General features: G+C 43.2%; 18 protein-coding genes. 13 read left to right on the forward strand and 5 right to left on the reverse strand.

Annotated elements, in window-relative coordinates:
• Positions 1–24: 24 nt before the first annotated feature.
• From ptsP to J2Z37_RS23220, 5 genes are all read right to left on the reverse strand, one after another.
• Entirely contained in the window at positions 25–1,743 is a 1,719-nt protein-coding gene (gene ptsP / locus J2Z37_RS23200; protein WP_209812715.1) for a phosphoenolpyruvate--protein phosphotransferase, read from the reverse strand.
• A 13-nt stretch (positions 1,744–1,756) separates the two neighbouring features.
• Entirely contained in the window at positions 1,757–2,017 is a 261-nt protein-coding gene (locus J2Z37_RS23205) for an HPr family phosphocarrier protein (RefSeq protein ID WP_209812716.1), read from the reverse strand.
• Positions 2,018–2,021: 4 nt separating this feature from the next.
• Entirely contained in the window at positions 2,022–3,182 is a 1,161-nt protein-coding gene (locus tag J2Z37_RS23210) for a mannitol-1-phosphate 5-dehydrogenase (protein WP_209812717.1), read from the reverse strand.
• A gap of 3 nt (positions 3,183–3,185) precedes the next feature.
• Positions 3,186–5,120, reverse strand: coding sequence for a PTS mannitol transporter subunit IICBA (locus J2Z37_RS23215; RefSeq protein WP_209812718.1), 1,935 nt, complete (start codon positions 5,118–5,120; stop codon positions 3,186–3,188).
• Positions 5,121–5,734: 614 nt separating this feature from the next.
• On the reverse strand, positions 5,735–6,496 hold the full coding sequence (locus J2Z37_RS23220) for an SDR family oxidoreductase (protein ID WP_209812719.1): 762 nt from the start codon (positions 6,494–6,496) through the stop codon (positions 5,735–5,737).
• Positions 6,497–6,629: 133 nt separating this feature from the next.
• On the opposite strand from J2Z37_RS23220, the gene J2Z37_RS23225 reads away from it, so the two are divergent.
• The 13 genes from J2Z37_RS23225 to glf all read left to right on the forward strand — a co-directional run bounded on the left by J2Z37_RS23225 (position 6,630) and on the right by glf (position 17,942).
• Positions 6,630–7,004: a nuclear transport factor 2 family protein gene (locus J2Z37_RS23225; protein ID WP_209812720.1), complete on the forward strand. Its 375-nt coding sequence runs from the start codon at positions 6,630–6,632 to the stop codon at positions 7,002–7,004.
• A 90-nt stretch (positions 7,005–7,094) separates the two neighbouring features.
• Positions 7,095–7,667 carry a dihydrofolate reductase family protein gene (locus tag J2Z37_RS23230; protein WP_209812721.1) on the forward strand — a complete coding sequence of 191 codons (573 nt, stop codon included), beginning with the start codon at positions 7,095–7,097 and terminating at the stop codon, positions 7,665–7,667.
• A 212-nt stretch (positions 7,668–7,879) separates the two neighbouring features.
• Positions 7,880–8,302, forward strand: coding sequence for a 3D domain-containing protein (locus J2Z37_RS23235; protein ID WP_209812722.1), 423 nt, complete (start codon positions 7,880–7,882; stop codon positions 8,300–8,302).
• 244 nt (positions 8,303–8,546) lie between these two features.
• Positions 8,547–9,146: a TetR/AcrR family transcriptional regulator gene (locus J2Z37_RS23240; RefSeq protein ID WP_209812723.1), complete on the forward strand. Its 600-nt coding sequence runs from the start codon at positions 8,547–8,549 to the stop codon at positions 9,144–9,146.
• Positions 9,147–9,377: 231 nt separating this feature from the next.
• Positions 9,378–9,833, forward strand: coding sequence for a CBO0543 family protein (locus J2Z37_RS26190; protein WP_425340348.1), 456 nt, complete (start codon positions 9,378–9,380; stop codon positions 9,831–9,833).
• A 124-nt stretch (positions 9,834–9,957) separates the two neighbouring features.
• Complete coding sequence (locus J2Z37_RS23245; protein ID WP_209812724.1) at positions 9,958–11,085, forward strand: GerAB/ArcD/ProY family transporter; 1,128 nt, start codon at positions 9,958–9,960, stop codon at positions 11,083–11,085.
• 5 nt (positions 11,086–11,090) lie between these two features.
• Positions 11,091–11,234: a hypothetical protein gene (locus J2Z37_RS23250; protein WP_209812725.1), complete on the forward strand. Its 144-nt coding sequence runs from the start codon at positions 11,091–11,093 to the stop codon at positions 11,232–11,234.
• A gap of 110 nt (positions 11,235–11,344) precedes the next feature.
• Positions 11,345–14,329: a formate dehydrogenase subunit alpha gene (gene fdhF / locus J2Z37_RS23255; protein WP_209812726.1), complete on the forward strand. Its 2,985-nt coding sequence runs from the start codon at positions 11,345–11,347 to the stop codon at positions 14,327–14,329.
• Entirely contained in the window at positions 14,310–14,807 is a 498-nt protein-coding gene (locus J2Z37_RS23260; protein ID WP_209812727.1) for a helical membrane plugin domain-containing protein, read from the forward strand. The genes fdhF and J2Z37_RS23260 overlap by 20 nt, the downstream gene beginning before the upstream one ends.
• 13 nt (positions 14,808–14,820) lie before the next feature.
• The gene (locus J2Z37_RS23265) at positions 14,821–15,036 is read left to right on the forward strand and encodes a heavy-metal-associated domain-containing protein (RefSeq protein ID WP_209812728.1); all 216 of its coding nucleotides are present in this window, start codon (positions 14,821–14,823) and stop codon (positions 15,034–15,036) included.
• Positions 15,033–15,167, forward strand: a complete 135-nt coding sequence (locus J2Z37_RS25920) for a hypothetical protein (RefSeq protein ID WP_280922261.1) — start codon at positions 15,033–15,035, stop codon at positions 15,165–15,167. The genes J2Z37_RS23265 and J2Z37_RS25920 overlap by 4 nt, the downstream gene beginning before the upstream one ends.
• Before the next feature lie 63 nt (positions 15,168–15,230).
• The gene (locus tag J2Z37_RS23270; RefSeq protein WP_209812729.1) at positions 15,231–16,859 is read left to right on the forward strand and encodes a thiamine pyrophosphate-binding protein; all 1,629 of its coding nucleotides are present in this window, start codon (positions 15,231–15,233) and stop codon (positions 16,857–16,859) included.
• 144 nt (positions 16,860–17,003) lie between these two features.
• Positions 17,004–17,942: a UDP-galactopyranose mutase gene (gene glf / locus J2Z37_RS23275; protein ID WP_209812730.1), complete on the forward strand. Its 939-nt coding sequence runs from the start codon at positions 17,004–17,006 to the stop codon at positions 17,940–17,942.
• Positions 17,943–17,991: the final 49 nt, after the last annotated feature.

Here is a 17,991-nt window from a genome sequence, read left to right on the forward strand (position 1 = left end):
GTAAAAAAGGGAACACTTTGTTCCCTATCTCATCACTTCTTGCTGAATATAATCTTTGATCTCTTGGCCCGACGATAAGGTTAGGACATGTTCTGCTATTTTGGCCATTTTTTGGGAATCGAGCTGCTTGATTAAATGGCGAGCTTGGAGGATGGAACTTGCTCCCATACTAAATTCATCCAGACCAAGACCCAAAAGAATCGGGATAGCGAGCTTCTCACCAGCCATTTCTCCGCACATTCCTACCCATTTCCCTTCACGATGGGCCGCGATAATAACCATCTGGATCAAACGCAGCAGGGAAGGGTTGAAGGGGTCATATAGGTAAGACACCTGTGGATTCATCCGATCTGCAGCCATGGTATATTGGATTAAGTCATTCGTTCCGATACTGAAGAAATCCACATGCTTGGCCAATTGATCAGCAACAAGGGCCGCAGCGGGTACTTCAATCATGATCCCTACTTGTACCTCGTGATTAAAACTGATATTTTTATCCACTAATTCCTGCTTCACTTCGCTGAGGACTTGATTGGCTTTTCTTAATTCATCAAGGGTGGCAATCATCGGATACATGATCCTTAAGTTTCCATATGCGCTTGACCGCAGTAAGGCCCGTAACTGTGTTTTAAATAGTTCTGTTTGATCAAGACATAACCTGATCGCCCGATACCCAAGGAATGGGTTCAATTCTTCCGGGAGGTTTAAATACGGCAATTCTTTATCTCCGCCAATATCTAGTGTTCTAATAATGACGGGTTTATTTCCCATTGTTTCTAACACGGATTTGTAGGACGCAAATTGTTCTTCTTCACTTGGAAAATCATCACGTCCCATGTACAGGAATTCGGTTCTAAACAAGCCGATTGCTTCCGCTCCGTGGCTAATCGCAGATTCTGCATCGGAGGGATTTCCAATATTCGCGGCAAGCTCAACATGTCGTCCATCCCGTGTCATGGTGGATTGATGAATCAACTTCGCTAATGTTTCCTGCCTTAACTGAAAATCTCGTAATTTATCCTCGTATTCTTGCAAAACCACGGGCTCAGGGCGAATATGAATGTTCCCGGTAGAACCATCCACGATGATCAGATCCCCATCTGATACTTCTTCGGTTACGTTACTTAAACCAACGACTGCAGGAATCCCCATGGTCCTTGCCATAATGGCCGAGTGGGAGGTCCGCCCACCAATATCCGTAGCAAAACCCCGGGTGATCGATAGGTCCAGTTTAGCCGTATCTGATGGGGTTAGGTCATGGACCACAAGAATCTGCGGTCCGTCAACCACTGCCGTCTCGTTTTGGGTAATGCTAAGCAAATGCCTCAAGATCCGCTGGCTGACATCCCGCAAGTCAGCCGAACGCTCACGCATGTATTCATTTTCCATGCTTTCAAAAATAGCCAAAAACTGATCCCTGACGCTCTGGGTAGCTGCCTCCGCGTTGATGTGTTCGGCTTCAATCATGTTTTCGATGGCACCTACAAACTCGGGATCTTGCAGGAAAAGCTGTTGAGCCTCAAAAATCTTTGCCTCTTCTTCGCCCACTTTTTTCTCCGTGATTTCTTTTAACTCAGCAAGCTCCAAGATCGCCTGTTGCACACAATCTTTGAAACGCTCAACTTCCAGTGAAATCTGGTTAGGCTCTAGCGAACGGCGTACTATTTCCATGTTTTCTTCCTTTTTTACAATCGCCCGTCCAATCGCTATGCCCGGTGCAGCTGCAATCCCAGTCCTTTCCATATTTCTCTCTCCTCTACAGGTGTTCTGCCTCTAAAACCTTTGTCAATTCATCCAATGCCACTTCTTCTTCAGGACCATCGACCTCTAAGATGAGTTCTTCGCCTTGCTTGGCAGCTAGGGTCATTAGCCCCATGATACTTTTTCCATTAATTTTTTTGGATCCCTTAATAAGATTGACATTGCAAGGATATGCACTTGCCTTCTGAACAAACGCAGTTGCTGGGCGCGCATGCAGCCCTGATGGATTTTTGATGGTAATCGTTTTGGTTAACATTCAATCATCTCCTCAATTTCATTTTGGACAAGTCAGCGAATTCTTTGGTGATCAGTCCATGCAAAGGGTGCTCACCATCTATGTTTGTAAAATGGGTAATGGTAAGATCTAACCCGTTTTGGTTTAAGTAATTCTGAAGTTCCAAAGCTTCCGCGTCACTCGGATCATCAAACAACAACGCCGATGCAATTCCCTTGGCCAAATGGCTTGGGGTTACATCATAATCAAACAGTTCCATAGCAGGGGCGACCAACCGGTCATGTGGAGAAAGCTTTCGAATAGGGGAGCGCCCTACACGAACCACTTCATCCGATATGTAAGGGTTTTTGAAACGTTCAATAATTTTATGGATGTACGCTAGATGTTTTTCTTTGTCAAATCCATGTTTGAGTTGCAGAAGTTGACCTGTTTCGGATAAGACCTCTTTGGCATTTTCCAGGACAAAGGTGTCTTGGATCGCTTCACTAATGGTATTGTATCCGAGCAGGTAACCAAGGTAGGCAATGACTGCGTGCCCTGTATTGACTGTAAATAGTTTCCGTTCAATATAAGGGGTTAAATCTGGCACATAGGTCACTCCGGGAATCGAAGGGATGCTTCCTGCCACTTGGGATTCGTTAACAACCCATTCGAAAAACGGCTCAACGGAAACAGTCAGCATGTCTTCATTTTTCTGAAGAGGAACAATGCGATCTACTGCAGCATCAGGAAAACCGATTTGTGTCATTGCTTTTTCTTTGTCTTGTTCTTCAAGCCGTTCAAAAACATGTTCTTTTAATTGCGTGCTTCCACCGATGGCATTCTCACAGGCAATAATATTTAATGGGGCAGGAGATGTCCTGATTCTTTGAGAAATGCCCTGTGCAATGGCAGGGGCAATGAAGGGCAGGATGTTTACGCCCACCGCAGTGGTCACAAGATCTGCGGTAGCAATCTCCTTAGCAATGTCCTCGATATTTTTTCCGTTGATTGCACGAACGCCTTGAATGAGGTGCGATTCTTGGTCCTCGGATGCATGGGTGACCACATATTGTTTCTTTTTGTTAATTTCATCCACCAATTCTGGATTGACATCCACAAAACAAACCTCAAACCCTGCTTGATTGAGCAATTGTCCAATAAAACCTCGGCCGATATTCCCAGCACCAAAGTGAATAGCGAGCATAGTTTACAGTTCTCCTTTAAAAATCTTCAGAATCTCATCTTTACTTGAAGTTTCTACGATTTTTTTCACATTTTCTTCATCAGAGCAAATTTCAGCCATGTTAGATAAAATCGTTAAATGCTCGTCACCAACTGCAGCTATACCTATCACTAATTCTGCTGTGTTGCCATTGCCAAAATCCACGCCACCTGGAATTTGAACAATGGAAATGCCGGTGGATTTGATCCATTGTTTTGCTTCATTCGTGCCATGGGGGATTGCGACACCATTGCCCATGAAGGTACTTAAAGAATTTTCCCGATCAATCATCTTCTCAATATATTCTTCGCCCACGTGTCCAGCCTGAACCAGTATTTTTCCCGCTTGTCGAATGGCTTCATATTTATCCGCGACTTGCACATTTAATTCGATCTTATCCAGGGTTAGAACGGAGGCATCGTCTGATTCATGAGGAATTTCCTGCTCGTCCGTTAGATGCTCTAATTCGTCCTCATCATGTGATAGACGATGGACCAACTCATCATATCTAGGGCTATTAAGAAAATTATCGACTGAGATATGTTCAGCACTCGGACTCTTGGTTTTCGCTCGGTCTGTTAACGTTTTTTGTGTAATGACAATATCGGCTTGCTCGGGTATATCACTAATCGCTTTGTTAATGACATCAATGTTGATTCCGGCTTCTTTAAATTTTTTGCGAAGGATCGAAGCGCCCATCGCACTTGAACCCATTCCTGCATCACAGGCGAAAACAACCAGGTTCACATCGTCTTTTTGCACATTTGGAATCATTTCATTGTATCTTTCATTGACGGTATCTGTGATCCGTTCGTTGATGTTTTCCACTTTTTTCCCTTTTAGCTCTTGTACTTTTTCCGCAGCTTGTTCTAAATCTTCATCACTAGTTGATTTCATACTCGTTTTAATGACAATGGAAGCTACAATGAAAGAAACGGCTGCTGCCACAACAACCCCAGCTAATACGGGAAACAATCCGCCTTTTGGTGCCATGGCCATCAATGCAAAGATACTTCCGGGGGATGGTACAGCCACTAACCCAGCATGAAGTAGTTGGAAAATAAAGGTTCCACTTACTCCACCAGCCATAACGGCAAAAATTAATTTGGGGTTCATCAGCACATACGGAAAATAAATTTCATGAATCCCTCCCAGAAAGTGGATAATCATGGCACCTGGCGCGGACTCTCTCGCTGCACCTCTGGCAAACATGGCATAGGCTAACAAGATTCCTAATCCTGGACCAGGGTTCGGTTCCAACAAGAAGAATACGGATTGTCCAAGTTCGGATGCTTGCTGCAACCCAATCGGGCTAAAGATTCCGTGATTTATCGCATTGTTTAAAAACAAGATTTTGGCCGGTTCAACGATTAAATTGGCTAACGGCAATAACCCAACATTCACAATGGCTTGTACCCCAGATGCCAGTGCATTGCTTAGGATCTCAACAATCGGACCGATGATCTTAAAAGAAAGTAATGTTAAGGCTCCAGCGATGATTCCAGCGGAGAAGTTGTTAACCAACATCTCAAATCCCGCTTTCACTTTCCCTTCAATCGCTTGGTCAAATTTCTTAATGACCCATCCACCAAGCGGTCCCATAAGCATGGCACCTATGAACATAGGGATGTCAGTCCCAACAATGACCCCCATTGTAGCAATGGCGCCAACCACGCCGCCCCTTAAATCATGAACAATTTTCCCCCCCGTATAGCCGATCAAAAGGGGTAACAAGTATTTAATCATCGGATCCACTAATTTCGCTAAATTCTCATTCGGAATCCATCCCGTAGGAATGAACAAAGCTGTAATAAGCCCCCAAGCGATAAATGCCCCTATATTCGGCATGACCATCCCGCTCAAAAACCTTCCGAATTTCTGTATTCGTACACGCACGCCTACTTCATTGACTTCATCCATAGTATCCTCCTGGTAGAAATGTATAAATGGCATAGTTATTATTTGGTACTTTTAGTTGTTTGATACGCTACTTGTTATTTCGTGTTCAACTTTGCCGGGATAAAGAGCGGATGACACATGTCGGAAACCGAGGCTGATTCGGACAGGGGGAGGGGAAGAAGGGCTGATGCCTGTCGGAAACCTAGCTAATTCGGACAGGGGAGGGGAAAAAAGGCTGATGCCTGTCGGAAACCGAGGCTGATTCGGACAGGGAGAGGGGAAGAAGCGTTGATGCCAGTCAGAAACCGAGGCTGATTCGGACAGGGAGAGGGGAAGAAGGGCTGATGCCAGTCCGAAACCCAGGCAGATTCGGACAGGGAGAGGGGAAGAAGCGTTGATGCCTGTCGGAAACCAAGGCTGATTCGGACAGGGGGAGGGGAAGAAAGGCTGATGCTTGTCGGAAACCGAGGCTGATTCGGACAGGGTGGTGTGAAAAAAGGTTGATGCCTGTCGGAATCCCGGGGGTGATCCTGACAGGGACATGCCCAAAATTCGTAACCCTGTCAGAATAACTCTCTATTTCTACAAAGGATCCTACATGCTTTTCGGCGGTTCTGTAACGGGTGTTGCTCTAGTTACTCAATTGTGTTTTTCATTGCCTTATACATATTTTCAACGTGTTCATCGATTTCATCTCGGGACATGCGTAATCGATTCAGAGAACTACCGTATCCGATTTCTTTTTTACCTTCCTCTAAACCTTTAAAAATTTCGTCAGCGAAAGCATCTAATGGTTCTCCAAACGTATGTAATCCTACGCCTCCTAAATCTGTATTCACCGCTGGTGGAGCGACTTCAATTACTTCTACAGATGTATCAGAAAGTTGGTGTCTTAAGCACACGGTAAAGGAGTGAAACGCTGCTTTTGTAGCTGAATAGATCGGAGCGATGGCCATTGGTGTAAATGCAAGTCCAGACGTCACATTAATGATAGCAGCCTCTTTTTTCGTTGCAAAAAATGGGGCGAACAGCATAGAAAGATGGATAGGTGCTTCCGTATTGGTGGTGATTTCATTCTGGAAGTAACTCCAATTGTTCCTGGCATCAGCCTTAAGCACATTAAACCGTTGTTGAATCCCTGCATTGTTAACTAACACATTCACATCAGGATAGTTAGCCGTGACCCACTCATACAATGCTGTACGGTCAGATTCAATCGCCACATCACTTACACGAGTAATAAGGCTAGGGAATTTTTCTTTCGCATTTTCAAGGACATGTTCACGTCGTCCAGTAGCAATGACTTTATTTCCAGCTTTTATAAAGCGTTCAGCAAAGGCTAATCCGATTCCAGAACCCCCGCCCGTAATAAGGATTGTATTTCCCGTAAGTTTCATCGTCATGCCTCCAATCATTTTTCTAGAGTCAAATTTACTCTTTTCCCTCTAAAACAGCAAATGGAAAGCATGCTTTTCGGAATAGAGTCTTGTATACTTTAAGGATAATTAGAAAGAAAGGGATGATTTTGCAATGCATACTTCTCAAAAAGAGAAGGCGGTGGCGTTTTTGCAACAGGTGGCCTCGGGGGAGGTGCGCGGTACGTATCAGAAGTATATTGGTCCAGATTTCCGTCACCATAATCCTTATTTTCGAGGTGATGCGGATTCTCTCATGCTCGCGATGGAAGAAAATGCCGCAAAGAACCCGCACAAAATCTTTGAGGTCAAACGTGTGATTGAAGAGGGGGAGATCGTTGCGGTTCACTCTCACGTAAAGCAAAACCCAGGGGACCTTGGAGGAGCTGTGGTCCATATCTTCCGCTTCCATAGCGGACAAATAGTCGAGTTGTGGGATGTAGGCCAGCCTATACCTGAGAATTGCCCCAATGAGAATGGTGTATTTTGATGTCATAATGTTTATTATGTAAACAAGTGGCGGTATTGGAGCAGATGAACTGCTCCTCTTCTCGTTGCTCAACTAAAGGGAGGGAGAATGATGTCCAGTAACGTAAGACCAAGAAAAATCATTTTAGATTTAGCAGTTACTTTAGATGGTTTTATTGAAGGGAGAAATGGGGAAGTTGATTGGTGTATCATGGACTCTGAAATGGGATTTATTGATTTCTTAGGTCAAATCGATACGATTTTATATGGTAGAAAAAGCTATGATTTATGGGGACAATTTGTTCCAGGGGTTGAAATTACGGATACGGAAAAAGAAATGTGGGACATCGTTCATGGAAAAGAAAAATATGTATTTTCCAGAACGCAACAAGATACGAATGATAAGGCAATATTTATAAATGGCAATATACTTGAGGAAGTAAATAAATTAAAGAGTAAGCCTGGGAAAGATATCTGGTTATATGGCGGAGCAAGCCTTATTACAACTTTTATTAATTTAGGGCTGGTGGATGAATTTCGATTATCTGTTCACCCTGTTGTTTTGGGAGAAGGAAAACCGTTGTTCCTTGATATCAAAAACAGGTTGGATCTAAAACTGGTCCATACAAGAACTTTCTCCTCTGGTGTGGTGCAACTCATCTATCATTTGAATGGGGATTTGTAGATATACATGCACATAGCGAAATATAGTTACCAGTCTTGAAAGAAAACAAAACAAATCTTGAAATTATATCCAGTCCGTAATAATATAAATACATACCAGAAGGTATTTAATTTTGGAACTAATAAGATCGTCCTATCTTCCTTAAAGTACGGTGGAACACGACGAACGGGTGAATTCTCAAAATATCCAAATGGATAGAAAGAGGGAGTTGAATGCGAAAGGTAAAACGTAAGTCCGTATTTTTTATGTCTAATGCTGTGATCGCACTTCTGGTTGTCAGCGGTACAACTGCTGCATCCGCTATGCAGGTTGAGCAAGCACCTGTCAGCCAAGTTGCAACCAGCAATAGTGAAGCCGACTTCACTGCGGAAAAAGTATTGACCATGGCCGCTTCAGCCTATTTGATGCAGGGAGCACGGGCGGCGAATGGTACTTTGATAGGTAAAGGGATAGTAGCGGTCGATCCTGATGTGATTCCACTTGGAACTAAGCTATACATCGAGGGATACGGCTATGCAGTGGCCAGTGACATAGGCGGAGGGGTCAAAGGGAACCGAATTGATGTCCATTTCGATAACCAAAAGGAAGTCGAACAATTCGGCCGTCGTACCGTCAAAGTGTACATTATCCAGTAAAGGAATTATCACGAACAGAATTTATGACTGAAAACACCAGTTGGTCGAACCAACTGGTGTTTTCAGTGTCTATTTTATTAGATTACTAAACTGTTTTCTTTGACTTAATTTCTTGAACTTCTTTATAATCATTGTGATATACGAAAAAAGTATAATTGTACATACAATAGTTCCTGTGGATTCCATCTGTTACAGCTAGGGAAGGCAAAAAAGACATGGAAGGATCTAAGAATGGAGTGATTCGATGGCTAAAAATAAATTTCAAATAAAACGGGAAGAAACCTATGAAAAATTGATAAAAGTTGGAATGGGACTTCTATGTGAAAAGGGTTATTCTTCAACGACAATTGACGATATAGCCTCATCAGCAGGATACACGAAGGGAGCATTCTATGTCCATTTTAAAAATAAAGAGGATTTCTTCTTTCATTTGTTGAGCTATCGTCTTCAAATTCGCAAGAAATGGCCCGAATCCGAAGAAATCGGAAATCAAAGTTTCGAATCTTTGGAATCCGCGATTAGGCAAAGGCTAGAGACGTTATTTCATTATCTAATTGACAACAGTGGCTGGATCATGGTGTATATCGAATTTTATCACTTGTCTCGAAGCAACGCTAATGTACGTTTTCGATATAGAGAGATGCTAAATCAGTGGGTTACTGAGATTGAGCAATTTCTACACCGTTTACAAGAGCAGGGTTTATTATCAACAGAACTGGATACTTTACAAGCTGCCCATAATATTTATGCGATGTTAGATGGGATGCTTTTGCATTTAAGTTTATATGAGGAAAAGATTGAATTGGAAAGGGCTGTGAACATGGTTATGAGAATGTTGCATTGAATCCACATTTAGTAGGATAAGGATGTCAAGATAACTTCTTAATTATGGGCTGCATAACAGGAGGAACCTTTAACCAACCTTTCTCCGCCATCATTTTTTTTACTATAGTGGCAAAAGCTATTTTCCGAATGCTTCGACAGCTTCTTTACTTTTACTTAATTATAAATGGCTAAGCTTAACAATTTTGTAAAATAATATGGAGGTCTCTAGATTTGAGGTGAAAGTGAAGGGATGTTCTTCGTTACTTGCTTTATTCTTTCGTGGCTTATTTGGTTCATTTGTGCGGATAAAAACAGATGGAGAGAAATCCTTCCTGTGTCTTTTTTTGCAGGATTTTTAGGTTCGACCACCGATACTATTACTGCCTTCTTATCACTATGGGAATATAAAGAGAACGGAAAAGAAGCATTAATTTATTATTTGTTAGATGACTTTGGAATTTATATTGTCATTGTATATCTTTTTATACAATGGCTACCAGAAAATAAATCACTTTGGTCAATCATCAGATACTTTTTTTATTGGACAACGATATCTATAACCATCGAGATCATATTCCTTATAACCAATCATATAGAACATATCCGGTGGAATATCTGGTATTCATATGTGGCAGACTGGTTTTTGTTTTGGCTATTTTATCAATACCATAAGAGTTTTCGGCTGAAGAAACTGAATCAGGAGTAAAACGATGTTCTACTTCCTGATAAACGAAAGTTTTCTACTCATTAGTGGGGTAACGCGAAGTTTAAATAGGTTCTAAAACGGAAAGTCTGTTGGTATTAGAAACGGACTTACGTTTTAGATCGGAGTGTCAGACTTGGTAAAGGAACGGATTAGCCAAAGTCAATTGTTTGCCCTCATTATTTTTTTCCAGATTGGAAGTACAACTTTATTTGCGTTAGGGATTGAAGCAAAACAAGATGCCTGGATTGCGGTTTTCATCGCTTTGCTTGCAGGGATTGTTTTAGTCTGGATATTCACTGAAATTCAAAAACACTTTCCCCATCAGAACTTAGCAGAGATTTTAATTTCTGTGTTAGGAAAATGGATCGCCTCCCCATTGATTATTCTTTATGCATTATCCTTTTTCTGGACTGCTTCTTTCAATTTATATGAGTTCTCTGAATTTATGGTTTCCACCTTTTTTTTCGAAACCCCAATAAGTGCGATTCTATTCCTTGGTTTACTACTGATGATTTATAGTCTGTTCTTGGGTGTAGAAGTCATCGCCCGTTCAGGTGAAATCATATTCCCTTGGTTTTTAGGATTTATTATCATTATGTTCCTTTTAACTGGAATTTCAGGGATCATTAAGCCCAATCAATTATTGCCCATCATGGAAAATGGGGTCATGCCTGTCTTAAAGGCATCCACACAGGTAATTACGTTTCCGTTTGGGGAAATGGTCATTTTTCTTATGTATTGGTGCTATGTGAATAATCAGCAAGTGATTCGAAAAACATCGATATGGGCGGTTATTATCGCAGGGATCATCCTCATTCTTTCACTAATTTTGATGATTACAGTTCTAGGGGCTCAGCTAGCCTCTAATGAATCCATTTCTTTATTTAAGGTATTCCAAAAAATAAATGTGGGAAATTTCATCCAAAGGCTTGATGCTATTGGTGGAGCTATTCTTTTTATTGGTGGTTTTTACAAAGGGCTGTTGTATTTATACGGATCCCGTATGTTGATCCAAACCTTATTCAACATCAAAGCCAAACATCAAAAATGGTTAATCACCTTTCTGGTCATCTGTTTGTTCTGCTACATCCTTCTTTATTTTAAGGATGTTGACTTTTATCGTTGGGTAGGGCTTCAGATCAATAACAAGTATGTCTACCCTCTATTTCAAATTACCATTCCGATTTTTCTCCTCGTGATCATTAAGCTTAAAACAAAAGGTAAAGGAATTAAAAAAATACAAAGGATGTAAAATTCATGCTTGATTTTAATACGCTATATAACAAAGCAGGCCTTGTTCCAACGATTCTCATTCTAGGTGGGGTGTCCTATGCGGGGATTCTCATTTTGGTATTGCTTTATAATTTAGTCCAGTATTTAAGAGGATTTTTAAGATCATGACCCCTCACTGAACACTCCACTGAAGAAATTTCATGAAAATCGGGTCCATTGCAGAAACTACATAATAGGAAAAATTTTCTTCATCCTGTGAAAGGAAGGAGGCAAAACGATTGCAAGAAAGCAATGCGAACCAAACGGTCACATTTTTTATTAACGATCAGTCTTTCCAGGCAGAACCAGGACAAACCATCTTAAATGCAGCATCATCCCAAAATTATACGATCCCTAGCATCTGCTTTCATCCGACTCTAGGGTCCATTCAATCCTGTGATACTTGTCATGTTGGCGTAAATGGGGAGTTGGTGCGGGCCTGCAATACCGCTGTAACGGAAGGGATGAAGGTGGATACACGGTCGAAATGGGTTCGTGAGGCACAGTATGAGGCGATGAGCCGCATTCTTAAAAATCACGAGCTCTATTGTACCGTCTGTGATAATAACAACGGAAATTGTGTAGTGCACAACACAGCCGAATTGCTTGAAATCGAACACCAAAAATACAAGTTTCAGGCGAAGCCCTATCCACCTGACAACTCCCATCCTTTTTATCGTTATGAACCAGATCAGTGTATCCTATGTGGACGCTGTGTGGAAGCATGCCAGGATCTGCAGGTCAATGAAACGCTGTCGATCGATTGGAATCGGGAAGTGCCGCGCGTCATTTGGGATAACGATGTCCCGATTGACCAATCCTCTTGTGTCTCCTGTGGACATTGTGTCACCGTTTGCCCCTGTAATGCCCTAATGGAAAAATCGATGCTAGGGGAAGCGGGATATTTGACGGGGATCCCCCAAGCGGTCCTGGCACCCATGATTGACGTCATGAAAGAAGTAGAGCCTGGATATCAGGAGATCTTTGCTATTTCAGAGATGGAATCGGCGATGCGGAAATCTCGCATTGAACGAACCAAGACGGTTTGCACCTATTGTGGTGTAGGCTGCAGCTTTGAGATCTGGACCAAAGATCGTCATATCCTCAAGGTCGAGCCTCAAGTGGAGGCACCTGTGAACAGTATTTCAACCTGTATTAAAGGAAAGTTTGGTTGGGATTTTGTAAACAGTGAAGAAAGATTAACGAAACCTCTGATTCGAAAAGGGGACTTATTCGTTGAAGCGACTTGGGACGAGGCCATGGATCTTATTGCTTCAAAGTTAACAGGAATAAAAGAAACATACGGAGCCGATTCGATTGGGTTTATTGCCTCTTCTAAATGTACGAACGAGGAAAACTTTTTGTTTCAAAAACTGGCTCGGACTGTTTTTAGCACGAACAACGTGGATAACTGCTCAAGGTATTGCCAATCTCCCGCTACGATGGGATTGATGCGGACGGTCGGGATTGGGGGAGATGCCGGAACGATTGAAGATCTGCAGCGGACAGAGCTCGTTTTAATTATTGGAGCGAATCCGGCAGAATCGCATCCTGTATTAGCCACACGGATTAAACGGCAGCACAAGCTACATGGGCAAAAACTTGCGGTCATTGATTTGCGCAAGCATGAGTTAGCCGAACGGGCAGATCTTTTCCTGCATCCAAAACCTGGTACAGACCTGATTCTGCTCTCAGCGATGACCAAATACATCATCCAGCAGAATTGGCATGACCAAACCTTTTTAAAAGAGCGGGTAAACGGGTTTGATGAATATGTCAAATCTCTAGAGCCTTATACGCTTGCCTATGCAGCCGAAAAGACAGGTCTTGCACAAGAACAAATCATTGGTTTAGCTACCATGATTCATGAAGCGAAGACGATGTGTATCTGCTGGGCGATGGGTGTGACCCAGCATATGGGCGGAACCGATACGAGTACTGCGATTTCCAATTTACTTCTCATTACTGGAAATTACGGAAAACCTGGTACAGGCGCTTACCCGCTGCGCGGTCACAACAATGTCCAAGGGGCCTGTGACTTTGGCACGATGCCAGCTTGGCTGCCCGGTTATGAGCCCATTGAACATGATGAGGTCAGGGCTCGGTACGAAAAAGCCTGGGGAGTTCAGATTCCCAAAAAACCTGGGTTTAATAACCACCAAATGGTGGAGGGCATTACCAAAGGGAAGATCAAGGCAATGTATTTGTTTGGAGAGGACATGGCCCTTGTCGATTCGAACTCCAACCACGTGGAGGCGGCCTTTGAGCAACTGGAATTTTTTGTCGTGCAGGACGTGTTTTTCTCGCGGACCGCTCAATATGCAGATGTGATTCTGCCTGCATCCCCAAGCCTTGAAAAGGAAGGGACATTCACCAATACGGAACGACGGATTCAACGTTTTTACCGTGTGCTGGAGCCGTTGGGAGAGTCAAAACCGGATTGGGAAATTTTCGTCGATTTGGCCAACCGTCTCGGAGCTGATTGGAAGTACAAGCATCCGGGGGAAGTCATGGCAGAAGCAGCCAGCCTGGCACCTATTTTTGCGGGCGTATCCTATGAACGGTTAGAAGGGTGGAATAGCCAAATTTGGCCTGTTCAATCGGATGGAACGAGTACACCGCTTCTATATACGGAACGATTTGCCTTTCCCGATGGAAAAGCCAGATTATATCCTATAGAATGGACGCCTCCTTTTGAGCCTGGAAAAGAATTTGATATTCACTTAAACAATGGAAGGCTGTTGGAACATTTCCATGAAGGAAACCTCACCTATCGTTCCAAAGGGATTACCCATAAAGTCCCCAATCCATGGGTGGAAATCTCTCCAGCGATGGCGAAAGAACGAGGAATTGAGGACGGTTCACTGGTCCGTTTAACCTCCCCTTATGGAGAAGTGGAGGTACGTGCGTTGGTTACAGATCACGTGGATGGCAATGAAATTTACCTGACCATGAATTCCATGGAGGAGCGCAAAGCGGTGAACCGCTTAACTAGCAGTTATCATGATAAATTCACGCATACACCGAATTATAAGGAAATGAGTATTAAGCTTGAGGTGCTTGAAACAAAAGGGGATGCCCCGCTGCCGCGTCACAATCACCGTTTTGGCAATCGACAGCCGCAAATGGGGATTAAAGTGGAGGAAAAATGGAGCCGTCCGGATTTTGTACCGATCGCAGAATTATTCAAAGGGGGAGAAAGCCATGGCGAAACCCATACGTGAAGTAAAGCGGACGGACCCTACAGCGCAAGAACTGGAAACAGAAGCGCTGGCGGATCTGTTGAAAGTCATCGCGGAACACCGGGAATCGATTAAAGATCTTCTCGCCATCGTCGGGTATCTCGAGGAAATGGGAGTTTTGGCGGCCCTCAAAGGGCTTTTGGAGCAACGAAATGAAGTGGGAGTGATTGCTCTTAACCAGCTTAACCAACCGAAAATGTATCACTTGTTGAAAAATCTAGTAACGATGGTTCAATTGATGGGCAGCATGGACCCAGTTCACATTGAAAAAATGGGGAAGGGCCTATCACAAGGGCTGGAAACGATGAATGAAAGAAGTGAACAGGGGAGGGTACCCAGTCTTTGGGATTTGGCAAAGTCCGTTCGCGATCCTTCTGTCCGTACATCCATGGCTACGATGATTGGACTGCTGCAGGGAATGGGGGATTCATTGAAAAAGGATTCTTCCGCAATTCATTGATGAGGTGTGAATAATGAAGACGAAGACAATCCGGATTAAAGGAATAAAGGATCAAAAGGAGGCCCAGCAGGTGGTTTCCGGCATGAAAGAGGTTTGGGGAGTTCGCGAGGCAGATATCAATTTGGCGACGGGGGAGGTCACCGTATCCTTTGATGATCAGGCTGCTTCTGTGCAAGATATTGAACAAGCCATCCTGGATTATGGTCTTGAACTGGAGGGGAAATCTTGAAAATTTGTGAGGTTTGTGGTGCCGAAGAGAAGGTAGAGGATTTACTGGATGAGCAGGATGACGTAATGATTTTGGGTGTTTGTGAGCGGTGCATGAATGATTTCAGGCAGCCCACTTCTACTAAACCATAAAGGCAGTTTCAGATGCCCCCCCCTCTATCACAAGGGGGACGTTGCCGATAAAAGGAGGTTTCGATGAGCAGTCGATCTGTAGCCCAAACGATGTTAGAACAGTTGTCTAACTTTGGCGTTGAATTTATTTTTGGTGTTCCCGGAGATGCCACACTCTCTTTGATGGCCGCTCTAGCCAAGCAGGATCGGATTCAATTTATTGCTACCCGTCATGAATCCGCAGCTGCCTTTATGGCATCTGCCTATGCGAAAAGCACGGGGAAACTCGGTGTGTGTACAGCTACAAGTGGACCGGGACTTGCCAATCTGTTGAATGGATTAGCTGACGCCTACTCGGATTATGCACCCGTGTTGGCGATTACGGGTCAGGTACCCACGCACAAAATAGGAACGCATAGTAAACAATACGTTGATCAGCAGCGCTTGGTGGAAGCGACCGTTTCGTATACGGCTATGGTTGCATCCCCCAAGTCAACCATTCAGTTACTTCATCGTGCGGTGAAGACAGCCATTTCTCAGCGCACAGTAAGTCATCTATCTGTCCCAAAGGATCTTTGGGATCAGCCTTTTTATGAGGAATTGGTTCCATCAAGTTCTTACTTATATGATCAACCCCATCCCCCAACACCCAAACTTGATGAAGCGGTTCCCTTTTTACAAAACTTGAAAAAGCCGATGATTTTGATCGGTAATGGAGCAGGGGGCTGTCAGGAGGAAATAAAAAAGATCGCCAGCAAATTAGGTGCTGGTGTGATTTATAGTTTAGGGGCAAAGGGAATCGTGGATGAAGAATTCGAGCTGCTATTAGGAGGGATTGGAGAAGGCGGAAGCGAGCAATCCAGCGAAACGATGCAGCAAGCAGATGGCTTATTGATTGTGGGGGCGATGTGGTATCCTAAGACGTTTATGCCAAGGGACATCCCAATTTTACAAATCGAAAAAGAACCGGCCCATCTTCATCTTGAGAAAAATTTACAATCTGCTCTCATCGGGGATGCACGGGAGATTTTAGAATCTCTAGAGCCTAAGTTAAGCTCCCTGGCAAACGATTCGTGGGTTCTGCAGATAAAGGAAGCCAGGCAGAAATGGTTGGAGCAATTAGAGATGGAACGAAACAACGCTGCTGTTCCAATTTCACCAGCCTATGTATACCGCGCACTAGAAACCGTGATCGACCCAGAAGCCATTATAGCCTTGGATACTGGTGATCACACCGTATGGTTCAACCGCACATTTCGCATGAAAAAGCAGGATATCCTGTTTTCTGGAACCTGGCGGACGTTAGGTTTTGCCATTCCTGCTGCCAACGCTGCCAAACTGACATACCCTAATCGACAGGTAGTGGCTGTCGTTGGCGATGGCGGTTTCGCGATGAACATGGCAGAGTTGGCAACCATCGTGCGCTATAGGCTAGATGTAAAAATTATTTTATTCAATAATCATTCGTTCGCGATGGAAAAAAACAAAATGGAATATGCCGGTCTTGAATCATTTGGGAACGATTTGACCAATCCGAATTTTAAACAATTAGCAGAATCCTTTGGCATCGCAGGATATCGAATTTCACAACCTGACCAAGTAGATACTATGCTAGATGAAGCATTTCAACAACAAGGTCCTGTTTTAGTGGAAATCATGAGCTCAAGTGAGCCTACCCCCCTTTCCAAAGTAAAGGCCGTTTCCACTACATAAGTACTCAGGAGGGCTACCGATTTGACGGTTAGACCCTTCTTCTTGATTTTTTGAAATGATATCAACGAAAACACAATCCCCAAATAACTATTAGAATATAATAGATTAGGGTTCTAAGAGTTATTAAAAAGGGGGGTGAAAAATATGAAGGTAGATTGGGTCGTGATTGGAGCTGGATTCACAGGTGCAACCTTAGCAGAACGACTCGCTTCCCAAATGAACCAAAAAGTATTGTTAATAGAGAAAAGGGATCATATCGGGGGTAATTCCTACGATTGTTACGATAAGGAAGGCATCCTTATCCATAAATATGGTTCACATACGTTCCATACGAATTCGGCGATGGTGTGGAACTACCTTTCCCAATTTACAGAATGGAGAACGTACTTTCACCAGGTACTTGCTGTAGTGGATGGAAAGAAAGTTCCTGTCCCATTTAATCTAAACTCTATTTATCTGTTATTCCCCCAGAAGTATGCGGAAAAGCTAGAGGAATTGTTGATCCAACATTTTGGTTATGGCGTTAAGGTACCGATCCTTAAGCTTCGGGAAAGCGCAAGCGGAGATCTAAGCTTGTTGGCGGAATATATTTACCAAAAGGTATTTTACAGATACACCTTAAAACACTGGGAGCTAAAGCCGGATGAGCTGGATCCCTCTGTGACCGCAAGGGTACCCGTCTATATAAGCAGGGATAATCGGTACTTCCAAGATACCTATCAAGGCATTCCGATGCCAAGCTATACTGCACTTTTTTCTCGTATGCTCAATCACCCAAATATTAAAGTACTCTTGAACACCGATTATCGTGAAGTCATTGACCAACTTCAGTATAAGCGGATCATTTATACCGGACCTATTGATGCCTTTTTTGACTACAAATATGGTCCTCTTCCATACCGGAGTCTTCACTTTGATTTTGTGACGAAATATCAGGAATATTTTCAAGAGGCTGGCACGATAAATTACCCGAATGAATATGAATTCACCCGTATTCTTGAACAAAAACACCTCACCGGTCAAATTTCTCCACATACTGTTTTAGCTGAATTAAAAAGACCAAAAGTTGATGGTATTGCCTGACCAAATATTGACGGATATAATGACCAATATAATAGGAAAAATAGATTAT

It is taken from the genome of Ammoniphilus resinae (genome assembly GCF_017873965.1).
Lineage (GTDB): Bacteria > Bacillota > Bacilli > Aneurinibacillales > RAOX-1 > Ammoniphilus_A > Ammoniphilus_A resinae.